This window comes from Pseudomonas sp. BCA17 (genome assembly GCF_004519405.1).
In the GTDB taxonomy this organism is placed as follows: Bacteria; Pseudomonadota; Gammaproteobacteria; order Pseudomonadales; family Pseudomonadaceae; genus Aquipseudomonas.
Genome location: NZ_SGWI01000003.1, coordinates 686770 through 711175, shown reverse-complemented (window position 1 = coordinate 711175; position 24406 = coordinate 686770). Strand labels below are relative to the sequence as shown.

The window sequence follows — 24406 nt, the reverse complement described above, 5'->3', positions numbered from 1 at the left end:
CACTCCCACTCCCGACCAGCGGTTTTCGATCAGAGGCTTTGCATTCCGGGCAATGAGGGGTTAACATCCGCAACCCTTAAAAACCGACGACCTCAGCCGCGAATTTTTTGCGACGAGAACGTTGATCCCGGTAATGAAAGAAGGTAGCTCTGGATGCCAGCCGTCAAAGTTAAAGAGAACGAACCCTTCGACGTAGCTCTGCGTCGTTTCAAGCGCTCCTGCGAAAAAGCCGGTGTACTGGCTGAAGTTCGTAGCCGCGAATTTTACGAGAAGCCAACTTCTGAGCGTAAGCGTAAAGCAGCAGCCGCTGTTAAGCGTCACGCCAAGAAAGTTCAGCGCGAACAGCGCCGCGCCGTTCGTCTGTACTAATACACAGACGTTCGTAGCAAGCTTCTGCCAAGCCCGGCCCTCAGCCGGGCTGCTGGCATTTGCGGATATCGCTTGATGCTTCACTGTTGACGCCGCACATGCGACCGAGACATTGCTTCACACGTCAGGACTGGCTCTTTTGCCAGCGGTGCACGTCTCTTCTGACGAGCCTAACAAGGCTACTGACGAGCACACTTATTTTTTAACAGACGATCAACCGTATCGGCTGCGCCCATCTTCCGAGGCCCATCATTGGCCAGGACCGGAAACCCGGGCAACATTTCAAGGCCGAAGACTGATAGAAATTAACGTCAGTGAACGCTCGGCAGATACACTCCCTGATAGCCCAAGCAGACAATTGTCGATCAAGCCGTGGAATCCCCGTGCTTGAGCACTTGACGGGCCCTCATTTACACGCAGTGATGACGAGAACGCCATGGCCGGGCTAATTCCCCAGAGCTTTATTGACGACCTTCTGAACCGCACCGACATCGTCGATGTTGTCAGCTCGCGCCTGCAAATGAAAAAGGCCGGCAAAAACTACACGGCCTGCTGTCCGTTCCACAAAGAAAAGACGCCGTCGTTCAGCGTCAGCCCCGACAAACAGTTCTACTACTGTTTCGGCTGCGGCGCGGGCGGCAACGCCCTCGGCTTCATCATGGACCACGACAACCTGGATTTCCCCCAGGCGGTCGAGGAACTGGCGAAAGCCGCCGGCATGGAAATCCCCCGCGAAGAGAGTGGTCGCCCGCACAAACCGCGACAGCCCACCGATTCGCCGCTCTACCCGCTGCTGACCGCCGCTGCCGAGTTCTACCGCCAGGCACTTAAAAGCCATCCGCAACGCAAGGCCGCCGTCGATTACCTCAAGGGCCGCGGCCTCACCGGTGAAATCGCTCGCGACTTCGGCCTGGGGTTTGCCCCGCCCGGCTGGGACAATCTGTACAAACACCTGAGCAGCGATACGCTGCAGCAAAAAGCCATGATCGATGCCGGCTTGCTGGTGGAAAATGCAGAGACCGGCAAGCGCTATGACCGCTTCCGCGACCGCGTGATGTTTCCGATCCGCGACAGCCGCGGCCGGATCATCGCTTTTGGTGGCCGCGTACTGGGAGACGACAAACCCAAGTACTTGAACTCGCCGGAAACGCCGGTATTCCACAAAGGCCAAGAGCTTTACGGCCTGTTCGAAGCGCGCAAGAACAACCGCAACCTCGATGAAATCATCGTGGTTGAAGGCTATATGGACGTGATTGCCCTGGCCCAGCAAGGCCTGCGCAATGCCGTGGCGACACTCGGCACCGCCACCAGTGAAGAACACATGAAACGTCTGTTTCGCGTGGTGCCCAGCGTATTGTTCTGCTTCGACGGCGACCAGGCCGGCCGCAATGCCGCCTGGCGCGCACTCGAAGCCACCCTGTCGAGCTTGCAGGATGGGCGTCGCGCACGCTTCTTGTTCCTGCCCGAAGGCGAAGACCCGGACACACTGGTTCGCTCCGAAGGCACCGATGCGTTTCGTGCGCGCATCAATCAACACGCCCAGCCACTGGCGGATTATTTCTTCCAGCAGTTGACCGAAGAAGCCGATCCGCGGTCCCTCGAAGGCAAGGCCCACATGGCCACGCTCGCCGCACCGCTGATCGACAAGGTCCCAGGTGCCAACCTGAAGTCACTGATGCGCATGCGTCTGCTGGAAATCACCGGCTTGAGTGGCGAGGCTGTCAGCCAGCTGGTCCACAGCGCACCGCAGGACGCGCCGCCGGTGTACGACCCAGGCATGGATTACGACGCCATGCCGGACTATGCCGATTTCCACCAACCGCAGGAGGCCTATGCGCCCCAACAGGAGTGGACGCCGAAGAAGCCCGGTGCCGGCGGCAAGAAATGGGACAACAAGAAACCCTGGAGCAAGAACGGCAAGCGCGGTGATCGCGATGAAGCCTATACGCCACGCACTCCCGTAGCGGTGGAAGCACCGATGCTTATCGCATTGCGCACGCTGATTCATCACCCACAACTGGCGGGAAAAGTTGAAAGCGCCGACCATTTTGCCAACGAAACCAACAGCTATGCTCAGGTACTGATCGCCTTGGTCGAGGCGGTCCAGAAAAATCCTAAGCTAAACTCAATTCAATTGATGGCTCGCTGGCATGGCACCGAACAGGGGCGCCTCCTGAAAGCACTCGCGGAAAAGGAGTGGCTAATTGACGGCGATAACCTTGAACAACAATTTTTAGACACCATTAATAGGTTATCTGCGGGTCAGCAAACGCAGACCCTCGATGAACTCATCAAGAAAGCAAGGCAGCCGGGATTGTCGGCTGAAGAGCAAATTCAGATAGCAAAACAGATGCGCGATCTATTAAAACAGAATGTTTCCGCATCAAACCCGACCTCAGCTGGCGTGTGAGGTCATAGCTCGGGTATAATCCTCGGCTTGTTTTTTGCCCGCCAAGACCTTCAGTGGATAGGGTGTTATGTCCGGAAAAGCGCAACAGCAGTCTCGTATCAAAGAGTTGATCGTTCTTGGTCGTGAGCAGGGTTACCTGACTTACGCGGAGGTCAACGACCACCTGCCTGAGGATATTTCAGATCCAGAGCAGGTGGAAGACATCATCCGCATGATTAACGACATGGGGATCAACGTATTCGAAGCTGCGCCGGATAAGGATTCCCTTATGCTGGCGGACGCCGATACCGACGAGGCTGCCGCTGAAGAAGCGGCTGCCGCGCTGGCTGCCGTGGAGACCGATATCGGTCGTACCACCGACCCTGTGCGCATGTATATGCGTGAAATGGGTACCGTCGAGCTGCTGACACGCGAAGGCGAAATTGAAATCGCCAAGCGTATCGAAGAGGGTATCCGTGAAGTGATGGGCGCAATCGCGCACTTCCCTGGCACGGTTGACCACATTCTCTCCGAGTACAACCGCGTCACCACCGAAGGTGGCCGCCTGTCCGACGTCCTGAGCGGTTATATCGACCCGGACGACGGCATTACGCCGCCTGCTGCCGAAGTACCGCCGCCTGTCGATGCCAAGGCTGCGAAAGCGGACGACGACACCGACGACGACGATGCTGAAGCCAGCAGCGACGACGAAGAAGAAGCCGAAAGCGGTCCGGACCCGGTCATTGCTGCCCAGCGTTTCGGTGCGGTTTCCGATCAAATGGAAATCACCCGCAAGGCCTTGAAGAAGCACGGTCGCACCAACAAGCAGGCAATTGCCGAACTGTTGGCCCTGGCCGAGCTGTTCATGCCGATCAAGCTGGTACCGAAGCAATTCGAAGGCCTGGTTGAACGCGTTCGCAGTGCACTTGAGCGTCTTCGTGCTCAGGAACGCGCAATCATGCAATTGTGTGTACGTGATGCACGCATGCCGCGCGCCGACTTCCTGCGCCAGTTCCCGGGCAACGAAGTTGATGAAAGCTGGACCGATGCACTGGCCAAGGGCAAGGCGAAATACGCCGAAGCCATTGGTCGCCTGCAACCGGATATCATCCGCTGCCAGCAAAAGCTGACCGCGCTTGAGACCGAAACCGGCCTGACTATTGCTGAAATCAAGGACATCAACCGTCGCATGTCGATCGGTGAGGCCAAAGCCCGCCGCGCGAAGAAAGAGATGGTTGAAGCGAACTTGCGTCTGGTGATCTCGATCGCCAAGAAGTACACCAACCGCGGCCTGCAATTCCTCGATCTGATCCAGGAAGGCAACATCGGCTTGATGAAGGCCGTGGACAAGTTCGAATACCGTCGCGGCTACAAGTTCTCGACTTATGCCACCTGGTGGATCCGTCAGGCGATCACTCGCTCGATCGCCGACCAGGCCCGCACCATCCGTATTCCGGTGCACATGATCGAGACCATCAACAAGCTCAACCGTATTTCCCGGCAGATGTTGCAGGAAATGGGTCGCGAACCGACCCCGGAAGAGCTGGGCGAACGCATGGAAATGCCTGAGGATAAAATCCGTAAGGTATTGAAGATCGCTAAAGAGCCGATCTCCATGGAAACGCCGATTGGTGATGACGAAGACTCCCACCTGGGTGACTTCATCGAAGACTCGACCATGCAGTCGCCAATCGATGTCGCTACCGTTGAGAGCCTTAAAGAAGCGACTCGCGACGTACTGTCCGGCCTCACGGCACGTGAAGCCAAGGTACTGCGCATGCGTTTCGGCATCGACATGAATACCGACCATACCCTTGAGGAAGTCGGTAAGCAGTTTGACGTGACCCGTGAGCGGATCCGTCAGATCGAAGCCAAGGCACTGCGCAAGTTGCGCCACCCGACGCGAAGCGAGCATCTGCGCTCCTTCCTCGACGAGTGATACCAGAACCCCCGGCCCAGGCCGGGGGTTTTGCTTTCTACAGAAAAATCCCCTGCAATCCCCCTCCCCCGCAATGCCCGTCTACACTCGAAACATTCCCCGTGCCATAACGAGACCGTTATGCCCAGACTGCCGACTGTGTTACTGCTGTCGCTGCTGACCTGGACCGCAACGGCTGGCGCGTTGACTCTTTCTGATGATGAGCGTAGCTGGCTGTCGGACCATCAGGAGCTGCGCCTGGGGGTGGATGCCTCTTGGCCCCCCTTCGAATATCGCGACGAAGATGGTCGCTACCAGGGACTGGCTGCCGACTATGTGCGCCTGATCCAGGATCGCCTGGGCGTGCGGGTCAAACTGATCGAGCCGGCAAACTGGACCGCCGTGCTGGAGCAGGCCAAAAACAATCAGCTCGACCTGCTGCCCGGCATCATGTCCACCCCGGAGCGGCAAAGCTACATGGCCTTCACGCGCCCTTATCTAGACTTCCCCATCGTTATCCTCGCCCATGAAGGTGGTGCTAAACCACGCGACCTCAAGGACCTCTACGGGCTGAAGATTGCCGTGGTGGAGAACTACGCCCCCCATGAATTGCTGCGCACCCACCACCCCGACCTCAACCTGGTGGCGATGCCCAATGTCAGCTCGACACTGCAGGCCCTGGCCACCGACGAGGTGGATGCCGTGGTCGGCGACCTGGCTTCCAGTGTCTGGAGCCTGCGCCAACTCAAGCTTGATGGCTTATACGTGAGCGGCGAAACGCCCTACCGCTATCAGTTGGCGATGGGCGTCCCACGGGATGAAAAAATACTGGTGGGTATATTGGACAAGGTGCTCGCCGACCTGAGTCCCGATGAAACCGACGCAATCCAGCAACACTGGGTAGGCAGCGTCACTGATCACCGTACATTCTGGGCCGACCTGCTGATGTACGGCCTGCCCGCTGTGTTGCTGCTGAGCACCGTACTGGCCATCGTGATTCGGATCAATCGCCGGCTCAGCTCGGAGATTTCCCGCCGAGTCGCCCTCGAACAGGAATTGCGTAGCAGCGAATACCATTATCGCGGCCTGGTGGAGAGCTTGTCGGCGATTGCCTGGGAAGCCAGCATCACCGATTTCACCTACAGCTACGTGTCGCCCCATGCCGAAGACCTACTGGGCTATCCCCGCGCCCACTGGCTGATTCCCGGCTTCTGGCGCAACATTATCCACCCCGCCGACCTGACGCGCACCGAAGCCTATTGCTACCGCGAAACCCGCGCCAACCGCGACCACAGCGTGGATTATCGGGTGATCACCGCCGACGGCCGCTGCCTGTGGGTGCGCGACATTGTCAGCCTGATCGAACACGGTCATGAGCCGGTGCTGCGCGGCCTGATGATCGACATCAGCGAAGCCAAGCGCACCGAAGAAGCGTTGCAACTGTCCGAGCAGAAGTTTGCCTCAGTATTCCAGCAATGCCCGGACATCCTGGTGATCGCCAGGATGTCCGATGGCTGCCTGCTGGAGGTCAACAAAGCGTTCGAGGACCAAATTGGCCTGAAGGCCGAGGAGGTCATCGGCAAAACCGCTACCGAGCTGAATATCTGGGGTATTCAAGGCGTGGGGCCCGATCTGCTGCAACGGCTGCAGAACACCAGCATCCGCAACTTGGAAATGCCCTTCTTGCGCAGCAATGGCCAGGCGTTCACCGGCCTGATCTCGGCCGAGCCTTTTCAACTCGACACCACTGCGGCGCTGGTGGTGGTGGTGCGTGACATCAGCCAACTCAAAGAAACCCAACAACGACTGCAGACCTCCGAAGAGAAATTCGCCAAGGCGTTCCATGCCTCCCCGGATGGTTTGCTGCTGAGCCGCCAACGCGATGGCCTGTTGATTGAAGTGAACGAGGGCTTCAGCCGCCTGACCGGCTTCACCAGCGCGACATCACTCGACCAGTCGGTCCTGGATCTGGGCATCTGGGTCGACCTCAACGAGCGCAAGCATATGTTGGAACTGATGCAGCGCGACGGGTTTGTCCGCGACTTCATCTGCCATATCCGCCGCGCCGACGGCCTGATTCGCCTGTGCGAATTGTCCAGCCGCCCGCTACCCATCGGCGATGAAGATTGCATGTTGACCATCGCCCGCGACATCACCGAACGCCAGGCCATGCAGGAAAAGCTGCAACAGGCCGCCACGGTGTTCGAAAGTACCGCCGAAGGTGTATTAATCACCGACACCCGCCAGAACATCAGCGCGGTAAACCGCGCCTTCAGCGAAATCACCGGCTACAGCGAAGCCGAAGCCTTGGGCCATACTCCGCGCCTGCTCGCCTCCGGCCTGCACGACAGCGCGTTCTACGCGGCGATGTGGCATCAGTTGACGGCTCAGGGGCATTGGCAGGGCGAGATATCCAACCGCCGCAAGAACGGCGAGCTGTACCCCAGTTGGCTGACCATCAGTGCCGTGCGCAACCGCGAGCAACTGGTCACCCACTTCGTCGCAGTGTTTGCTGACATTTCCAGCCTCAAGCACGCCCAGGCACGCCTCGACTACCAGGCCCACCATGACCCGCTGACCGGCCTGCCCAACCGTACACTGTTTGAAAACCGCTTGCAGGCGGCGCTCAACAACCAACAGGAAACCGGCAACCAGGGCGCGGTCCTTTTCCTCGACCTGGACCGTTTCAAGCACATCAATGACAGCCTCGGCCATCCCATCGGCGACCTGCTGCTCAAAGGCATTGCCGTGCGCCTCAAGGAGCAACTGCGCGATATCGACACCGTAGCCCGGCTGGGCGGTGACGAATTCATCATCCTGCTGCCCGGCCTGCAGCAAGCCAGCGATGCCCAGCACCTGGCCAATAAGCTGCTTGCCTGCTTCACCCCGCCGTTCCAGGCCGGGGAACACGAGTTCTTTATCAGTGCCAGCATCGGCACCAGCCTGTACCCCCAGGACGGCACCGATGTCGCCACCCTGGTCAAAAATGCCGACGCCGCGATGTACCGGTCCAAGGCCAAGGGGCGCAACCGGGTCGAAAGCTACACCCGCGACCTTACCGCCCAAGCCAACGAGCGCGTAGCGCTGGAACACGAATTGCGCCGCGCCATGGAGCGCGACGAACTGAGCCTCTATTACCAACCAAAACTCAGCCTCTCGACGCACGAAATAATCGGCGCCGAAGCCCTGATCCGCTGGCATCACCCAACCTTCGGTGATGTGCCTCCCGAACACTTCATTGCCCTGGCCGAAGAGAACGGCATGATCCTGCAGATTGGCGATTGGGTCCTGGAACAAGCCTGCCGCCAGATGCACATATGGAAAGAAAACTTCGAAGACTTTGGCCCGCTCTCGGTAAACCTCGCCGGCGCACAGTTGCGTCACCCCAACCTGTTGGGGCGCATCGAACAGTTGCTACGCGATTACCGCCTGGAGCCGGGGCGCCTGCAATTGGAGATCACCGAGAACTTCATCATGAGCCAGGCCGAAGAAGCGCTGGAAGTGTTGCATCAACTCAAACGCCTGGGCGTACAGTTGGCAATTGATGACTTCGGCACCGGCTACTCGTCCCTCAGCTACCTCAAACGCCTGCCGCTGGACTTCCTGAAGATCGACCAGTCCTTCGTGCGCGGCCTGCCCGATGACCCTCACGATGCCGCCATCGTGCGCGCCATCATCGCCCTGGGCCACAGCATGCAATTCACCATCATCGCCGAAGGCGTGGAAAACCCCGCGCAACAAGCCTTCCTGGCCGCAGAGGGCTGCGAGCAGATGCAAGGCTACATCGTCAGCCTGCCCCAGCCGCCGGAGCTTTTCGCCGCGAGCCACCTTCACCTGCGTGTTTCAGAGTTTTCGGATGGCACAGCGGAGAAACCATCGTTATAATCCGCGACCTGTTAAGGGCCTATAGCTCAGTTGGTCAGAGCAGAGGACTCATAATCCTTTGGTCCACGGTTCAAGTCCGTGTGGGCCCACCAACTCCAAAGCCGCGCATTGCGCGGCTTTTGTGTGTCTGGAAGTCTGTAACATGTAGCCCATTGCCGCCCGCACTGGAGTGCCCACTTTGCCCGTCCTCGATGAAATCGACCGCCAACTGATCGCCGCCCTGCAGATCAACGCTCGTGAAAGTGTGGCCATGCTTGCCCGGCAGCTCGGTATTGCACGCACGACCGTGACGTCGCGCCTGGCACGTCTGGAGAAGACCCAGGTGATTACCGGATACGGTGTGCGCCTGGGCCAGCGGGTGGTGGACGGCGGCTTGCAGGCCTATGTGGGCATTACCGTGCAAGCGCGCTCGGGCAAGGAAGTGTTGCGCAGGCTAAGCGCCATGGCGCAGGTCCAACAGTTGTGTGCGGTCAGCGGTGAGTTCGATTATGTGGCGTGGCTGCGCACCGATTCGCCGGAGCAACTGGACCAATTGCTGGACCAGATCGGCAGCGTAGACGGCGTTGAGAAAACCACCACCTCTATCATCCTCAGCAGTAAATTGGACCGCGGCCAGCCAATCTGACCATCGACTTCGTCACTTTGACTGAAAATGTTCCAATTCGACGACACTTTGCGTCTTATTAACGAACGCTGCGCTCCCTAAACTGGCTGCCATCTTTTCCTATACTCAGCGGGACATGTCCGCCGAGTCGCCAGCCAGGTTTGCCATGAACGAATCCAACAAGAAGACTTTCCACAAGAACAATCGTCACCCTGCAGACGGCAAAAAGCCCATCACCGTCTTCGGCCCGGACTTTCCGTTTGCCTTTGATGACTGGATCGAACACCCCGCCGGGCTGGGCAGTATTCCCGTCGCCCATCATGGCGCTGAAGTCGCCATTGTCGGCGCCGGGATCGCCGGGCTGGTGGCTGCTTACGAGCTGATGAAGCTGGGCCTGAAACCCGTGGTGTACGAAGCCTCGAAGATGGGTGGCCGCTTGCGCTCCCAAGCGTTTGAAGGCACCGAGGGCATCATCGCCGAGCTGGGTGGCATGCGTTTCCCGGTGTCGTCCACCGCGTTCTACCACTATGTGGACAAGCTGGGTCTGGAAACCAAACCCTTCCCCAACCCGCTGACCCCGGCCTCCGGCAGCACCGTGATCGACCTCGAGGGCCAGACCCATTACGCGCAAAAACTCTCCGACCTGCCGGCGCTGTTCCAGGAAGTGGCCGACGCCTGGGCCGATGCGTTGGAAGACGGCTCGCAGTTCGGTGATATCCAACAAGCTATTCGCGATCGCGACGTACCACGCCTCAAGGAGCTGTGGAATAAGCTGGTGCCACTGTGGGACGACCGCACCTTCTACGACTTCGTCGCCACCTCCAAAGCCTTCGCCAAGCTGTCGTTCCTGCACCGCGAAGTGTTCGGGCAAGTGGGCTTCGGCACCGGTGGCTGGGATTCGGACTTCCCCAACTCCATGCTGGAGATCTTCCGCGTAGTCATGACCAACTGCGACGACCACCAACACCTCGTCGTTGGCGGTGTGGCGCAGGTGCCCATGGGCATCTGGCGTCATGTGCCGGAACGCTGCGCCCATTGGCCGGCAGGCACCAGCCTCAGCTCGCTGCACCGGGGCGCGCCACGGGCCGGTGTGAAGCGTATTGCCCACGCGGCCGACGGCCGTTTCGCAGTGACGGACAACTACGGCGACACCCGCGAATACGCCGCTGTGCTGACCACCTGCCAAAGCTGGTTGCTGACCACTCAGATCGAGTGCGATGAAACCTTGTTCTCGCAAAAGATGTGGATGGCCCTCGACCGTACCCGCTACATGCAATCGTCGAAGACCTTTGTGATGGTCGACCGGCCATTCTGGAAAGACAAAGACCCGGAAACCGGCCGCGACCTGATGAGCATGACCCTGACCGATCGCCTGACCCGTGGCACTTACCTGTTCGACAACGGTGACGATAAACCGGGGGTTATCTGCCTATCGTATTCGTGGATGAGCGACGCGCTGAAAATGCTGCCGCAGCCCATCGATAAACGCGTGAAGCTGGCCCTCGACGCCCTGAAGAAGATTTACCCGAAAGTCGACATCAAGGCGCGCATCATCGGCGACCCGATCACCGTGTCCTGGGAAGCCGACCCGCATTTCCTCGGTGCCTTCAAAGGCGCGTTGCCCGGGCACTATCGCTACAACCAGCGGATGTATGCGCACTTCATGCAGAAGGACATGCCCGCCGAACAACGTGGGATCTTTATCGCCGGCGACGACGTGTCGTGGACCCCGGCCTGGGTGGAAGGCGCGGTTCAGACCTCGCTGAACGCGGTGTGGGGCATCATGACCCACTTCGGCGGCAGTACTCATCCGGAAAACCCAGGCCCGGGTGATGTATTTGACGAAATCGGGCCGATCGCCCTGGCGGATTAAGGAGTTCAACATGCGCGTCGCCCTATACCAATGCCCACCACGACCGCTGGATGTGGCCGGCAACCTCAAGCGCCTGCATCAACTGGCACACGAGGCGGCGGGTGCCGATCTGCTGGTGCTGCCGGAAATGTTCCTCAGCGGCTACAACATCGGCGCCAAAGCCGTTGGTGCGCTGGCAGAAGCCCAGGACGGCGCGTCGGCGCAGGCGATTGCTACATTTGCCAGAAGCGCCGGGCTGGCGATTCTGTACGGCTACCCGGAGCGCGCCGACGACGGGCAGATCTACAACGCCGTGCAATTGATCGACGCCAACGGTCAGCGCCTGTGCAACTACCGCAAGACTCACCTGTTCGGTGATCTGGACCACTCGATGTTCAGCGCCGGGGAAGACGATTTCCCGCTGGTGGAATTGAATGGATGGAAGCTGGGCTTCCTGATCTGCTACGACCTGGAGTTCCCGGAAAATACCCGACGCCTGGCCTTGGCCGGTGCCCAGTTGATCCTGGTACCCACCGCCAATATGGTGCCGTTCGACTTTGTCGCCGACGTCACCGTGCGGGCGCGGGCTTTCGAAAACCAGTGCTACGTGGCCTACGCCAACTATTGTGGGCATGAAGACGAGATTCAGTATTGTGGGCAAAGCAGCATTGCCGCGCCGAATGGCCAGCGAATCGCCCAGGCCGGGCTGGATGAAGCCTTGATTGTGGGTGAGCTGAATCACCAGGCGATCCTTGATGCCCGCGCGGCCAATCACTATTTGCAGGACCGTCGCCCGGAGCTCTACGGCATGCTGAACGAGCCCTGAGCCAGCCGGTTTGCCGGCGGTTTGTTAACATGGCCACATCCTACGTTTCGGAAGTGTCCATGCCTGCGCCGGCCTACCCCCATCATCGTCATCTGACCCTGGCTAATGGCTTGCGGGTTTCTTTGCGTCATGCATCCCGCTTGAGGCGTTGCGCCGCCGTCGTGCGGGTTGCCGCCGGCAGCCACGATGTGCCCTTGGCGTGGCCGGGGCTGGCGCATTTTCTTGAGCATTTGTTGTTCCTGGGCAACGAGCGCTTTCCCGCGAGCGAAGGCTTGATGGCCTACGTGCAGCGTCACGGTGGTCAGGTCAACGCCAGCACCCGTGAGCGCACCACCGACTTCTTTTTCGAGTTGCCGATGTCGACCTTTGCCGATGGGCTGGAGCGGCTGGCCGAGATGCTGGCTCATCCGCGCCTGGCAATTGAAGACCAACTGCGTGAACGCGAAGTGGTGCACGCAGAGTTTGTCGCCTGGTCCCAGGATGCCGAGGCGCAACGGCAGGTGGCATTGCTGGAAGGCCTGGCCGATGATCATCCGCTGCGTGGTTTTCATGCCGGTAATCGCGACAGCCTGGCTGTAGAAAGCGCGTCGTTTCAGCAAGCGCTGAAGCAATTCCACGCCGATTTCTATCAGAGCGGGCAGATGACCCTGAGCCTTGCCGGCCCTCAGCCATTGGAAGAACTAGAAGCCCTGGCACGTCGGTTCGGCGAACAACTGACCTCGGGGGAACGGCGCCCGCAGGCCGCTGCGCCTGCACTGATGCCTGGCCAGGCCCGAAGCTATTGGCACACCGCCGATGGTCACCTGCACCACGTCATTGCCTGCGACGTACCACGCCAGGCCCTGGATTTTCTCTGTGCCTGGCTCAACACCTCGGCGCCCGGCGGGTTGCTGGCTGAACTGAAAACCCGAAAGCTGGTCAGCGCACTGCATGCTCGCGTGATGTATCAGTTCGCCGGGCAAGCGCTGCTGGATATCGACTTTGTTCTGGGCATTCACGCTGACTCGGCGGCGCAGATCGAGACATTGCTGTACGACTGGCTGAGCTTTTTCGCACACAGTGACTGGTCATCACTGCGCGAAGAGTTCGCCCTGCTGGCGGCGCGCCAACTTCAGGTCCAGGGCGCCCTGGAATTAGCACGGCACGAAAGCGAAGAGCTGTCGGAGCACAGCGTCACTGCGTTGAAGGCCCTGCTTGACTCACTGCATCTGGAGCCCGCTCGGCACACTTGGCAGTTGCCCCCCAACAACCCCTTCCTGCGCCCGCCCGTCAAAGAGGAGCGCGCCGGGCTGATTCGCGGCCAGACCAGCGCCCATCGGGGCTTGCGTACCTTTGCCCAGGATCGTTCCCGAGGACGACGCGAGGTGTCGGCGCTGACATTCAACAAAGCCTTGGCCGATGACACCGATGAGGGTGCGCTGTATCTGAATTGGCGGTTTGATTCAAGCGTACCTGCCGGGCTGGAAAACGCCCTGCAATCGTTACGGGAGAACGCCCATCAGGCGGGCGTCGAATTGTCGTTCGAAACCCTCGCCAATGACTGGTTGGTGAAAATGACCGGCCTCCACGAACCGATGCCGGCCGTGCTCGAAGCATTGGCGCACAATCTGAGCCTGCCCGCGCAAGCCTTGAAGCCCTCCAACGCAGCGCCGCTGATTGCCATCCGAGAACTGCTCAAGGCGCTTCCTGCTTGCTGTGCCGGTGCTTGCCCGCCGGCCGGCGAGATGCCGGTATCGTGGGACACCGCGCGTTGGCAGGGATTGGGCCTGGGGTTGCCCGCCGCGTGCGAAGCCCTGATCAAAACCGCTGCCGCCCGCCTGCCTGGGCAGCCGGCGACCATCGAGTGCCCATCCCAGTCGATTGGTGGTCAGCACCTCTGGCACGCGGTGAAAACAGCGTCCAGCGAAGCGGCTTTACTGCTGTTTTGCCCTGCACCGACCCAATCCATGGCGGACGAAGCCGCATGGCGTCTGCTCGGGCATCTGCTGCAGACGCCTTTCTATCAACGCCTGCGCGTCGAACTGCAAGTCGGCTACGCCGTATTCAGCGGCATCCGGCAGATCAACGGGCAGACCGGGCTGCTGTTTGGCGTGCAATCCCCCAGCGTTTCCCTCGCCAACATCGTCGAGCACCTGCAAACATTCCTGAGACAGCTGCCATCGTTGATCGAGGGCAGCGCCGATCTGGGTTGCGAGGATCTGGCACAGCAGCTCACGGCACTCTCTGTCGCCCAAGCCGCCGAGCAGCTTTGGCACGCCCGGTTGGCTGGCCATCCGTCAGGCTATCTGGAGCAGCTTCAACAACTCATCCGAACCCGCACGCGTAAGGATTTACTGCACGCCGCCCAGCAACTCAACACGGCCTCAGGCGGCTGGCGCTGTGTCGCCAACGGCCCAAGCATCAACGACGGCTGGCAAACGGCAGGCTGATCATTGCCGAGCCTGCAACAGGCTTTTTCTTTGGAGACAGCGCTAACTTGAAAAGAATTGCGTAATATTCATACGCAGTATCTGAACATCTCCGACAGGAGGTGGACTATATGTATTAGTTGGTAGTGAACGTCCCATCCTTTGGTAGGAGTATGAATATGACCTGGTCCAAACCTGCTTACACTGATCTGCGCATCGGTTTCGAAGTCACCATGTACTTCGCCAGCCGTTAATCCGCTGGGTAATACAACGCCTCGGTTCGCCCGGGGCGTTTTTGTTTTGAGCTTTGCTTGATGGAGCGACCATGTTTGTCCAGATTCTAGGTTCCGCCGCCGGCGGTGGCTTCCCACAGTGGAACTGCAACTGCGTGAACTGCGCAGGTTTTCGTGATGGCAGCCTCAAGGCTCAGGCGCGTACCCAGTCGTCCATCGCGATCTCCGACGATGGCGTGAACTGGGTACTGTGCAATGCCTCGCCGGATATCCGCGCGCAACTCCAGGGCTTCGCTCCGATGCAACCCGGCCGTGCCCTGCGCGACACCGGCATCAGCGCAATCATCCTGATGGACAGCCAGATCGACCACACCACCGGCCTGCTGAGCCTGCGCGAAGGTTGCCCGCACCAGGTGTGGTGCACCGACATGGTCCACGAAGATTTGAGCACCGGCTTTCCGCTGTTCACCATGCTCACCCATTGGAACGGCGGCCTGGCCTGGAACCGCATCGAGCTGGACACAAGCTTCACTGTCCCGGCCTGCCCAAACCTGCGCTTTACCCCACTGCCACTGCGCAGCGCCGCGCCGCCCTACTCGCCACACCGCTTCGATCCACACCCGGGCGACAACATCGGCCTGATCGTCGAAGACCTGCGCACCGGCGGCAAACTGTTCTACGCCCCGGGCCTGGGCAAGGTCGACGCACCGCTGCTGGAGATCATGGCCGGCAGCGATTGCCTGCTGGTGGACGGCACAATGTGGGATGACGATGAAATGCAGCGCCGTGGCGTCGGTACCCGCACCGGCCGCGAGATGGGCCACTTGGCCCAGAACGGCCCCGGCGGCATGCTCGAAGTGCTTGCGCAGTTGCCTGAACAGCGCAAGGTACTTATCCACATCAACAACACCAATCCGATCCTCGATGAGGACTCTCCCGAGCGGGCGGAATTGGTGCGACGCAATGTCGAAGTAGCTTACGACGGCATGAGCATCGAACTGTAGGAGCAGGCTTGCCCGCGAAATCCAAGGGCACCGCGCTCATTCAGAATGCCCCCGTCATCGTTAACGACCTTCGCGAGCAAGCTCGCTCCTGCAGGAGACCTCTTATGACTGAAAGACCGATGAACACCGCAGAATTTGAAAAAGCCCTGCGGGCCAAAGGCGCCTTCTACCATATCCATCACCCCTACCATGTGGCGATGTATGAAGGCCGCGCCACCCGCGAGCAGATCCAGGGCTGGGTTGCCAACCGCTTCTACTATCAGGTGAATATCCCGCTGAAAGACGCGGCGATCCTGGCCAACTGCCCGGACCGTGAGATCCGTCGCGAGTGGATTCAACGCCTGCTTGACCACGACGGCGCCCCCGGCGAAGACGGCGGGATCGAAGCCTGGCTGCGTCTCGGCCAGGCCGTCGGTCTGGACCCCGATCAACTGCGCTCCCAGGAACTGGTGTTGCCCGGTGTGCGTTTTGCGGTCGATGCCTACGTCAACTTCGCCCGCCGCGCCAGTTGGCAAGAAGCCGCCAGCAGTTCGCTGACCGAGCTGTTCGCCCCTCAGATCCACCAGTCGCGCCTCGACAGCTGGCCGCAGCATTACCCGTGGATCGATCCGGCCGGCTACGAGTATTTCCGTACCCGCCTGGGCCAAGCCCGTCGCGACGTGGAGCATGGGCTGGCAATTACCCTGCAGCACTACACCACCCGTGAGGGCCAGGAGCGCATGCTGGAAATACTTCAGTTCAAACTGGATATTTTGTGGAGCATGCTGGACGCCATGAGCATGGCCTATGAACTCAACCGCCCGCCCTATCACAGCGTGACCGAGCAACGGGTATGGCATAAAGGGATCACCCTATGAGCTTTGATCGCAGCAAAAAACCGACCTGGCGCCAGGGCTATCGCTACCAGTACGAACCCGCGCAAAAAGGCCATGTGCTGCTGTATCCCGAAGGCATGATCAAGCTCAACGACAGTGCCGCATTGATCGGTGGTTTGATCGACGGCGAGCGTGACGTCGCGGCCATCATTGCCGAGCTGGATAAACAATTCCCCGGTGTACCTGAGCTCGGTGACGACATCGAGCAATTCATGGAGGTCGCCCGTGCCGAGCACTGGATCACCCTTGCCTGAGAAACCCGCTGTCGGCCTGCCGCTGTGGTTGCTCGCCGAGCTGACTTACCGCTGCCCGCTGCAATGCCCGTATTGCTCCAACCCATTGGACTTTGCCGAGCAAGGCAAGGAGCTGAGCACCGCGCAGTGGATCAAGGTGTTTCGCGAAGCGCGGGAAATGGGGGCGGCACAACTGGGCTTTTCCGGCGGTGAACCGCTGGTGCGCCAAGACCTCGCCGAGCTGATCGCCGAAGCGCGCCAGTTGGGGTTCTACACCAACCTGATCACCTCCGGCATCGGTCTTACCGAGCAGAAAATCAGCGACTTCAAGAAGGCCGGCCTGGACCATATCCAGATCAGCTTCCAGGCCAGCGATGAACAGGTGAACAACCTGCTGGCCGGCTCGAAAAAAGCCTTCGCGCAAAAGCTGGAAATGGCCCGCGCGGTCAAGGCCCATGGCTATCCGATGGTGCTGAACTTTGTCACCCATCGGCACAATATCGACAAGATCGACCGCATCATCGAACTGTGCATCGCGTTGGAAGCCGACTTCGTCGAACTCGCCACCTGCCAATTCTATGGCTGGGCGCAGCTCAACCGTGTGGGGTTGTTGCCAACTAGAGAGCAATTGGTGCGCGCCGAACGCATCACCAACGAATACCGCGCCAAGCTGGAAGCCGAAGGGCACCCCTGCAAGCTGATATTCGTCACCCCGGACTACTACGAGGAGCGCCCCAAAGCCTGCATGAACGGCTGGGGCAGTATCTTTCTGACAGTGACGCCAGACGGCACCGCCCTGCCCTGCCATGGCGCCCGACAATTGCCGGTGCAGTTTCCCAACGTGCGCGATCACAGCATGCAGCACATCTGGTACGACTCATTCGGCTTCAATCGCTTTCGCGGTTACGACTGGATGCCCGAACCGTGCCGTTCATGTGATGAAAAGGAAAAGGACTTCGGCGGCTGCCGCTGCCAGGCCTTCATGCTGACGGGAGATGCCAGCAATGCCGACCCGGTATGCAGCAAGTCCGAGCAGCATGGCATCATCCTGCAAGCGAGGGAGGAAGCCGAGCACGCCACCCAGACCATTGAGCAACTGGCTTTTCGCAATGAGCGCAACTCACGGCTCATCGCAAAAGGCTGAGAGCCTCAGCGTTTGGCGATGATATACACCGCGTGCACGATGCCCGGGATGTAGCCGCACAGGGTCAGCAGAATATTCAGCCAGAACGCGCCGCCGAAACCCACTTGCAGAAATACACCCAGTGGCGGCAACAGAATGGCGATGATGATACGAATGAAATCCATAGGGTCAGCTCCAGAAAATCGGCTCGTGTGAGCCGTGTAGCTAATCGACCTTGGGGGTTTGCGAGGGTTCAGTGGGATACGGCATTGGGCCATCGCGCAGTGGGCAGACAAAAAAACGCCCCCAGCCAAAAGAATCAGGCTGGAGGCTCCGCGTAGGCCGCGAGACGGTTCAGGAATAAGGATTTAAACGGCGATGCCCTTGCGGCATTGCAACTGCGCGGTACGCACGCGGGAGAAGGCGCGAGCCAGGCGCAGGAGCATTTCGTCTATGTTGCTTTTGCTCACCGTCAGGGCCGGAGTGAAGCGCAGACAGTCGGGTTGCGGGGCCTTGAGGATCAGGCCTTCGTGCAGGGCTGCCTTTACGACCGCATCCGCAGAATCATCCGACAACGTCAGGCCCCACATCAGGCCTTGGCCGCGCAATTGGCCGTGATCGTAACGATAAGCCAGGCGAGCGAGGCCTTCACCGAGGTAAAGGCCAGCCTCACGCACATGCTCGAGGAAGCCGGGCTCCAGCACCGTATCGAGGACCGCCAGACCGGCCGACGCCATCAACGCATTACCATGATGGGTGCCCTCCAACTCGCCGACTTCAAAGCAGCAGGCTTTGCCGCGTGCCAGCAGCGCCGCCAGCGGCACACCGCCGCCCAGTCCTTTGCCGAGGGTGAAGATGTCGGCGCTGACGCCATATTGCTGTTCGGCGAGCAAGGTGCCGCAACGGCCGATGCCGGTTTGCACTTCATCAAGAATCAGCAGGATGCCCAGCTCACGGCACAGGCGCTCGACGCCTTTGAGGTAATGCTCGGTGGCCGGAATCACGCCGGCTTCGGCCTGGGTCGGTTCGAGCAGGATGGCGACCGTCTGAGCATCCACTGCCGCATGCAGGGCAGGCAGGTCATTGAAGGGGACATGGCTGAAGCCAGGCAGTGACGGCGCAAAGTGGTTGCCCCCAGCGCCCGCCGAGGCCGCCATCGCCGCGAAACTGCGACCATGGCAACCGTTGCTGGCGCTAATGATGTGATAAGCGCCGCCGCGATGCAGTTGGCCCCATTTACGCGCCAGTTTGATTGCGGCTTCACAGGCTTCCGCGCCGCTGTTGAGCAGGTAGCCCTGGTTGCTGGCGGTACGCTGGCACAAGCGATCAATGAGATTGAGCTGGGTGCGGTTGTGCAGACCAATGCCCGGGTTGATCAGCGTTTGGGTCTGTTCGGCCAGCGCCTTGATCAGCACCTGCGGACTATGGCCGAGGCTGTTGGCGGCGCCGCCCTGGTTGAAATCCAGATAGGCACGGTCATCGCAATCCCAAAGCCAGGAGCCCTGACCGCGTACGAACACCTGAGCAGGCCGCGCAACGCCTGGCATCAGGCATTCGCTGGAAGGGGTACTGCCGGCGGTGTCCAGAATCAGATCGTCCAGGCTCGGCGCGGGGCGACGAAACAGGTTCACAATTCGCCTCCGATAGCAATCCGACCTTGATCGGTGCACGGTGCCCATACAGCCTTGAGGTTTTTTGCCTTGCCTATGTAAACGCTATCAAGATAAACGCTGTTCATTGCCCGATCCGGCCCTGTAAGCCCTGCGAATAGGCGCTAGACTAGGCGCCTGCGAGGCCAACGGCCATTTCGATTTTCCAGCTTTTTCGATAAGTAAGTCTTATGGATTTCAAGCAACTGCGTTATTTCGTCGCGGTGTATGAGGAAGGCCACGTAGGCCGTGCCGCTGAACGGCTGTCGATCTCCCAACCGGCGTTGTCGCAACAGATCCGTCAGTTGGAACAACACTTGGATGTGAGCCTGTTCGAACGCAGCAGCAAGCGTCTGTTACCCACCCTGGCCGCTCATACGTTGTACAACCATGCCTTGCCGCTGATCGATGGCATGCAGCAAGCCGTTGAAGCCTTGGGCAACTTCAAGGGCCAGGCGATGCGTACCTTGGCCATCGGCGTGCTGCAGACGGTGCACACCAGCCTGGTTCCGCAAATGCTGGAGCGCGTGCGCAAGGCACAGCCCCACTTGGTGGTGCAAATCTACGAACTGACCGGCCTGGAAATTGAACGGCGCCTGCTCAACGGCTCGCTGGACATCGGCATCAGCTACCTGCCGCCACGCCAGCCGGGGTTGCACGGCGTGCTGCTGTATGAGGATGAGTTGAAGGTGGTGATCCCCGAAGACCACCCCTTGCGCGAATTCAAGAAAGTCTCGCTGAAGCAGGCGGCGGAGTTGCCGATGTTGCTGTTGGGGGAAGAGTTTCAAGTGCGCCAGATCTGGCAGGGCCAGCTGTCCAACCTCGGGCGGCGTCCGCAAGTGCAGGCAGAACTCAACACCATGGTGAGCATTCTCGACAGCCTGCCCCACACCAGACTGGCCACGGTGCTGCCGGGGCGATCCCAGGACGAACACAACAGCAAGGCGTTGTTGTGGAAACCCTTGAGTGAACCCAGGGTGCCGCTGAAAGTGGGGTTGGTGTGCCGTGATCTACAGCGACAGCAGGCGACCGTGGCCTTGTTGCGCACGCTGCTGGAAGACGTGATGAATGCCCCGCAGGCAAGCGCCTGACTTTTTCGCGGGCAAAAGAAAACCCCGCCGAAGCGGGGCTTTGCAGACTGTTTCCCTGACATCCATTTCACTCCGCCGTCCTGGCAGAATCCTACGTGTCCGTGTTGTTGCTTTGCGCTTCCTGCGCGACGTCCATGTGAAGTAGATTATCGGTGGATCCAATTTGGCGATAGAGGACGAATAGCAGCACGTCATGTAAGAGAATGCTTACACGCCCTCAAAGCCTTCAGAACAGCGCCTCATCCAGCAAAAACAGCGACTCACTGCCCGCTTTTACCGAGGCACTCAGCGAGTGGATGCGTGGCAACAGGCGTGCGAAGTAAAAACGTGCCGTGCCAAGTTTGCTGGCGTAGAAGTCCTCTTCAGATTCCTTGCCCATTGCGGCCTTGGCCATGCGTGCCCACATGTAGGCGTAAGCCATGTAACCAAAAGCTTGCAAATATTCAACCGAAGCCGCGCCGATCTCATTCGGGTTGGTCTTGGCGCGGTCGAGCACCCAGGCGGTCAATTCATCCAGGTTATCCACCGCCTCGCTGAGTGGGCGGGTGAACTCGCCCAGGTCGGCATTCGCCGTGGCGATGAACTGTCGGATTTCATCGGCAAACAGGGTGTAGAACTTGCCACCGCTGCCAACGATCTTGCGCCCCATCAGGTCCAGGGCCTGAATGCCGTTGGTGCCTTCGTAGATCTGGGTGATGCGCACATCACGCACCAATTGTTCCTGGCCCCACTCACGGATGTAACCGTGGCCGCCGAACACTTGCTGGCCGAGTACGGTGGTTTCCAGGCCCAGGTCGGTGAGAAACGCCTTCGCTACCGGGGTCAACAGCGCGACCAGGTTATCGGCGCGTTCACGGGCGGCGGCATCTTCGCTGAATTTGGCGATATCCAACTGCGTCGCCACATAGGTGGAGAATGCACGGCCGCCTTCGTTCGCGGCCTTCATGGTCAGCAGCATGCGACGCACATCCGGATGCACGATGATCGGGTCGGCCATTTTGTCTTTGGCCTGGGCGCCGGTCGGTGCACGGCTTTGCAGGCGATCGCGGGCGTATTCAATCGCGTTCTGGTAAGAGCGCTCGCCGGACGCCAAGCCCTGGATACCCACGCCAAGACGTTCGTAGTTCATCATGGTGAACATCGCTGCCAAGCCGCGGTTTGGCTCACCGACCAGATAACCCACGGCTTCATCGAAGTTCATCACGCAAGTCGCAGAAGCCTGGATGCCCATCTTGTGCTCGATGGAGCCACAGCTCACGGTGTTACGTGCGCCCAGGCTGCCGTCGGTGTTCACCATGAACTTAGGCACCAGGAACAGCGAAATCCCCTTGGGCCCCGCCGGTGCGTCCGGCAGCTTGGCCAGTACCAGGTGGATAATGTTGTCGGTGAGATCGTGTTCGCCACCGGTGATGAATATCTTGGTACCGCTGACCTTGTAGGATCCGTCCGCCTGTGGCTCGGCTTTGGTCCGGATCATCCCCAGGTCAGTACCGGCATGAGCTTCAGTCAGGCACATGGAGCCTGCCCACTCACCGGAATACATCTTCGGCAGGTAAGTGGCCTTGAGCTCTTCGCTGGCATGGGTGTTGATCGACACGCAGGCGCCGGAGGTCAGCATCGGGTACAGGCCGAACGCCAGGCTCGACGAGTTGATCATTTCTTCGACTTGCGCCGACACGGCCTTGGGCATGCCCATACCGCCGAAAACCGGATCACCGCCTACACCCACCCAGCCGCCTTCAGCGTAGGTTTTGTAGGCCTGTGGAAAGCCGTCCGGGGTAAACACCGCGGTGTTATCCCAGCGGCAACCCTGCTCGTCGCCACCGCGGCTGAGCGGCGCGATGGACTTGGCGGTGACCTTGCCGGCTTCTTCGAGAATGGCCTCAACGGTTTCGGCATCCACGGTGTCCGCCAATCCCGGCAATTGGGCCCAAGTATTGGCGACCTCAAACACTTCGTTGAGGACGAAGCGCATATCACGCAGCGGCGCTTTGTAATCAGCCATGGCAAACCTCGTGAGAACGTGAAAAGTGATTCGATAGGATCGGTTTTATGAGCCCCGAGTGTACCCGAACAACTTTTCAGACACATAGGGTCCACTTGTGACTGATTGGTATTTTTAAGTCACTACAGCGCAAATGCCTCCGCGGGCAGACTCATCAGGCATTCGCTGCCCGCCTCCACCGCTGCGCGGTGGGCAGCGGTACGCGGCAGCAGACGCTTGAAGTAGAACTCGCAGGTGGCCAGCTTGGCCTTGGCGAAGTCGGCGTCATCGTGCACCAACGCCGCAATAGCCATACGCAACCAGAGATAGGCCAGAATGACGTAGCCGCTGTACATCAAGTAATCCACGGCCGCCGCGCCAACTTCATCGGGGTTCTTCATCGCAGCCATGCCGACCTTCGTGGTCAGTTCGCCCCATTCGCCGTTCAGTTGATTGAGTTGCGCCACATACGCCTTGAGTTGCGGGTGCTCGGCATTGGCGCCGCAGAATTTATGCACAATCCTGGTAAACCCGCGCAGCAACTTGCCCTGGCTACCCAAGACCTTGCGCCCCAGCAGGTCGAGGGCCTGAATGCCGTTGGTGCCTTCATAGATCGGCGCAATCCGCGCATCACGCGCCAGTTGCTCCATGCCCCACTCGCGGATGTAACCGTGGCCGCCGAAGATCTGCATGCCGTGGTTGGTCACCTCAAGCCCGGTGTCGGTCATAAAGGCTTTGCAGATGGGCGTGAGAAACGCCAGCAGGTCTTCGGCTTCCTGGCGCTGCCCCGCGTCGCTGCTCAGGTGTGCAGTGTCGAGTAATTGCGCAGTGAAGTAGGTCAGTGCGCGGTTGCCTTCATTGAAGGCCTTCATGGTCAGCAACATGCGGCGCACATCGGGGTGCACGATGATCGGGTCGGCGGCTTTGTCCGGGGCCTTGGCGCCGGTCAGCGAGCGCATTTGCAGGCGGTCGTTGGCGTATTTGATTGCGCCCTGGAAACTCGCTTCACCGTTGCACAAACCCTGCATGCCGGTACCCAGCCGCGCGTGGTTCATCATGGTGAACATGCAGTTGAGGCCCTTGTTCGGCTCACCGATCAAAAAGCCCTTGGCCCCGTCGAAGTTCAGCACACAGGTAGCCGAGCCTTTGATGCCCATCTTGTGTTCGATGGAGCCACAGTGCACCGCGTTACGCTCACCCGAATCCGCATGGAACTTGGGCACGATAAACAAGGAAATGCCTTTAGTGCCCGCCGGTGCATCCGGCAGCTTGGCCAGTACCAAGTGGATGATGTTGGCGCTCATGTCGTGCTCACCGGCCGAGATGAAGATCTTGCTGCCGGTGACCGCGTAACTGCCATCCGCCTGTGGCACGGCGCGAGTCTTGATCAGGCCCAGATCGGTGCCGCAATGGGCTTCGGTGAGGCACATGGTGCCGGTCCACTCGCCGGCGGTGAGTTTGTTCAGGTAAGTGGCTTTCTGCTCATCAGTGCCATGGGCATGGATCGCCGTCATGGCCCCATGGGTCAGCCCGGGGTACATGCCCCAGGACGTGTTGCTGGAGCCGATCATCTCGCTCAGCACCAGGCCGAGGGACTGCGGCAGGCCCTGGCCGCCGTAAGCCGGGTCTGCCGCCACGCCGTGCCAGCCGCCTTCCACGTACTGGGCGAAGGCTTCCTTGAAACCCTTGGGGGTGGTAACCACGCCATTGTCGAAATGGCAGCCTTCTTCATCACCGCTGCGGTTGAGCGGCGCGAGTACGTTTTCGCAGAATTTTGCGCCTTCTTCGAGGATCGCACTGACCATGTCCGGCGTGGCATCCGTCGCGCCCAACGCCGCGTAATGGCCGTGGAAATCAAACACGTTGTCGATCAGAAAGCGCATGTCGCGCAGGGGAGCTTTGTAGTCAGGCATGGCGATGTCTCCGGCAGCAGATGGTTTCAACCTACTGCCGGCCACCGCCT

The 24406-nt window shown here is 59.9% G+C and carries 18 protein-coding genes and 1 tRNA gene; 15 read left to right on the top strand and 4 right to left on the bottom strand.

The window, feature by feature from the left end; all coding sequences use genetic code 11:
* The first annotated feature begins 153 nt into the window (after positions 1–153).
* The 14 genes from rpsU to pqqE all read left to right on the top strand — a co-directional run bounded on the left by rpsU (position 154) and on the right by pqqE (position 17740).
* A complete protein-coding gene (rpsU, locus tag EXW71_RS15790) occupies positions 154–369 on the top strand; it encodes a 30S ribosomal protein S21 (RefSeq protein ID WP_002551877.1) in 216 nt (71 codons plus the stop codon).
* Positions 370–805: 436 nt separating this feature from the next.
* Complete coding sequence (gene dnaG, locus EXW71_RS15785; protein ID WP_134659005.1) at positions 806–2779, top strand: DNA primase; 1974 nt, start codon at positions 806–808, stop codon at positions 2777–2779.
* Positions 2780–2846: 67 nt separating this feature from the next.
* On the top strand, positions 2847–4697 hold the full coding sequence (gene rpoD, locus EXW71_RS15780) for an RNA polymerase sigma factor RpoD (RefSeq protein ID WP_134659007.1): 1851 nt from the start codon (positions 2847–2849) through the stop codon (positions 4695–4697).
* 120 nt (positions 4698–4817) lie between these two features.
* Positions 4818–8561 (top strand): bifunctional diguanylate cyclase/phosphodiesterase, encoded by a 3744-nt coding sequence (locus tag EXW71_RS15775; RefSeq protein WP_134659009.1) that lies wholly within the window; start codon positions 4818–4820, stop codon positions 8559–8561.
* Between the two features lie 15 nt (positions 8562–8576).
* Positions 8577–8653, top strand: a tRNA-Ile gene (locus EXW71_RS15770).
* 86 nt (positions 8654–8739) lie between these two features.
* Positions 8740–9186, top strand: a complete 447-nt coding sequence (locus tag EXW71_RS15765; protein ID WP_123717306.1) for an Lrp/AsnC family transcriptional regulator — start codon at positions 8740–8742, stop codon at positions 9184–9186.
* Positions 9187–9331: 145 nt separating this feature from the next.
* Complete coding sequence (locus EXW71_RS15760; RefSeq protein ID WP_134659011.1) at positions 9332–11038, top strand: NAD(P)/FAD-dependent oxidoreductase; 1707 nt, start codon at positions 9332–9334, stop codon at positions 11036–11038.
* A 10-nt stretch (positions 11039–11048) separates the two neighbouring features.
* On the top strand, positions 11049–11843 hold the full coding sequence (locus tag EXW71_RS15755) for a carbon-nitrogen hydrolase family protein (protein WP_134659013.1): 795 nt from the start codon (positions 11049–11051) through the stop codon (positions 11841–11843).
* A gap of 59 nt (positions 11844–11902) precedes the next feature.
* Positions 11903–14272 carry a pyrroloquinoline quinone biosynthesis protein PqqF gene (gene pqqF, locus EXW71_RS15750; RefSeq protein ID WP_134659524.1) on the top strand — a complete coding sequence of 790 codons (2370 nt, stop codon included), beginning with the start codon at positions 11903–11905 and terminating at the stop codon, positions 14270–14272.
* 158 nt (positions 14273–14430) lie between these two features.
* Positions 14431–14505: a pyrroloquinoline quinone precursor peptide PqqA gene (pqqA, locus tag EXW71_RS15745; RefSeq protein ID WP_003194766.1), complete on the top strand. Its 75-nt coding sequence runs from the start codon at positions 14431–14433 to the stop codon at positions 14503–14505.
* A 71-nt stretch (positions 14506–14576) separates the two neighbouring features.
* Positions 14577–15488, top strand: coding sequence for a pyrroloquinoline quinone biosynthesis protein PqqB (gene pqqB / locus EXW71_RS15740; RefSeq protein WP_123717302.1), 912 nt, complete (start codon positions 14577–14579; stop codon positions 15486–15488).
* A 104-nt stretch (positions 15489–15592) separates the two neighbouring features.
* On the top strand, positions 15593–16345 hold the full coding sequence (pqqC, locus tag EXW71_RS15735) for a pyrroloquinoline-quinone synthase PqqC (protein ID WP_060757260.1): 753 nt from the start codon (positions 15593–15595) through the stop codon (positions 16343–16345).
* Positions 16342–16617, top strand: a complete 276-nt coding sequence (pqqD, locus tag EXW71_RS15730) for a pyrroloquinoline quinone biosynthesis peptide chaperone PqqD (RefSeq protein ID WP_003194772.1) — start codon at positions 16342–16344, stop codon at positions 16615–16617. The genes pqqC and pqqD overlap by 4 nt, the downstream gene beginning before the upstream one ends.
* Positions 16610–17740: a pyrroloquinoline quinone biosynthesis protein PqqE gene (gene pqqE, locus EXW71_RS15725; RefSeq protein ID WP_134659015.1), complete on the top strand. Its 1131-nt coding sequence runs from the start codon at positions 16610–16612 to the stop codon at positions 17738–17740. The genes pqqD and pqqE overlap by 8 nt, the downstream gene beginning before the upstream one ends.
* A gap of 5 nt (positions 17741–17745) precedes the next feature.
* On the opposite strand, the gene EXW71_RS15720 is transcribed toward pqqE, so the two are convergent.
* Positions 17746–17904 carry a YqaE/Pmp3 family membrane protein gene (locus tag EXW71_RS15720; protein ID WP_003228885.1) on the bottom strand — a complete coding sequence of 53 codons (159 nt, stop codon included), beginning with the start codon at positions 17902–17904 and terminating at the stop codon, positions 17746–17748.
* A 183-nt stretch (positions 17905–18087) separates the two neighbouring features.
* Positions 18088–19350, bottom strand: a complete 1263-nt coding sequence (locus tag EXW71_RS15715; protein WP_134659017.1) for an aspartate aminotransferase family protein — start codon at positions 19348–19350, stop codon at positions 18088–18090.
* Positions 19351–19559: 209 nt separating this feature from the next.
* Between EXW71_RS15715 and EXW71_RS15710 the strand changes: the two genes are divergently transcribed.
* Positions 19560–20459: a LysR family transcriptional regulator gene (locus EXW71_RS15710; RefSeq protein WP_123717298.1), complete on the top strand. Its 900-nt coding sequence runs from the start codon at positions 19560–19562 to the stop codon at positions 20457–20459.
* 226 nt (positions 20460–20685) lie between these two features.
* Here the strand turns inward: EXW71_RS15710 and EXW71_RS15705 are convergent, their stop codons facing one another.
* Positions 20686–22464: an acyl-CoA dehydrogenase C-terminal domain-containing protein gene (locus tag EXW71_RS15705; RefSeq protein ID WP_123717297.1), complete on the bottom strand. Its 1779-nt coding sequence runs from the start codon at positions 22462–22464 to the stop codon at positions 20686–20688.
* A gap of 122 nt (positions 22465–22586) precedes the next feature.
* Complete coding sequence (locus EXW71_RS15700; protein ID WP_134659019.1) at positions 22587–24356, bottom strand: acyl-CoA dehydrogenase C-terminal domain-containing protein; 1770 nt, start codon at positions 24354–24356, stop codon at positions 22587–22589.
* Between the last annotated feature and the right edge of the window lie 50 nt (positions 24357–24406).

What these genes read in the sequence shown, in the direction of transcription:
- rpsU (WP_002551877.1), top strand. Translation starts at nt 154, where the DNA reads ATGCCAGCCGTCAAAGTTAAAGAGAACGAACCCTTCGACGTAGCTCTG.
- dnaG (WP_134659005.1), top strand. Translation starts at nt 806, where the DNA reads ATGGCCGGGCTAATTCCCCAGAGCTTTATTGACGACCTTCTGAACCGC.
- rpoD (WP_134659007.1), top strand. Translation starts at nt 2,847, where the DNA reads ATGTCCGGAAAAGCGCAACAGCAGTCTCGTATCAAAGAGTTGATCGTT.
- EXW71_RS15775 (WP_134659009.1), top strand. Translation starts at nt 4,818, where the DNA reads ATGCCCAGACTGCCGACTGTGTTACTGCTGTCGCTGCTGACCTGGACC.
- EXW71_RS15760 (WP_134659011.1), top strand. Translation starts at nt 9,332, where the DNA reads ATGAACGAATCCAACAAGAAGACTTTCCACAAGAACAATCGTCACCCT.
- EXW71_RS15755 (WP_134659013.1), top strand. Translation starts at nt 11,049, where the DNA reads ATGCGCGTCGCCCTATACCAATGCCCACCACGACCGCTGGATGTGGCC.
- pqqF (WP_134659524.1), top strand. Translation starts at nt 11,903, where the DNA reads ATGCCTGCGCCGGCCTACCCCCATCATCGTCATCTGACCCTGGCTAAT.
- pqqB (WP_123717302.1), top strand. Translation starts at nt 14,577, where the DNA reads ATGTTTGTCCAGATTCTAGGTTCCGCCGCCGGCGGTGGCTTCCCACAG.
- pqqC (WP_060757260.1), top strand. Translation starts at nt 15,593, where the DNA reads ATGACTGAAAGACCGATGAACACCGCAGAATTTGAAAAAGCCCTGCGG.
- pqqD (WP_003194772.1), top strand. Translation starts at nt 16,342, where the DNA reads ATGAGCTTTGATCGCAGCAAAAAACCGACCTGGCGCCAGGGCTATCGC.
- EXW71_RS15720 (WP_003228885.1), bottom strand. Translation starts at nt 17,904, where the DNA reads ATGGATTTCATTCGTATCATCATCGCCATTCTGTTGCCGCCACTGGGT.
- EXW71_RS15710 (WP_123717298.1), top strand. Translation starts at nt 19,560, where the DNA reads ATGGATTTCAAGCAACTGCGTTATTTCGTCGCGGTGTATGAGGAAGGC.
- EXW71_RS15705 (WP_123717297.1), bottom strand. Translation starts at nt 22,464, where the DNA reads ATGGCTGATTACAAAGCGCCGCTGCGTGATATGCGCTTCGTCCTCAAC.
- EXW71_RS15700 (WP_134659019.1), bottom strand. Translation starts at nt 24,356, where the DNA reads ATGCCTGACTACAAAGCTCCCCTGCGCGACATGCGCTTTCTGATCGAC.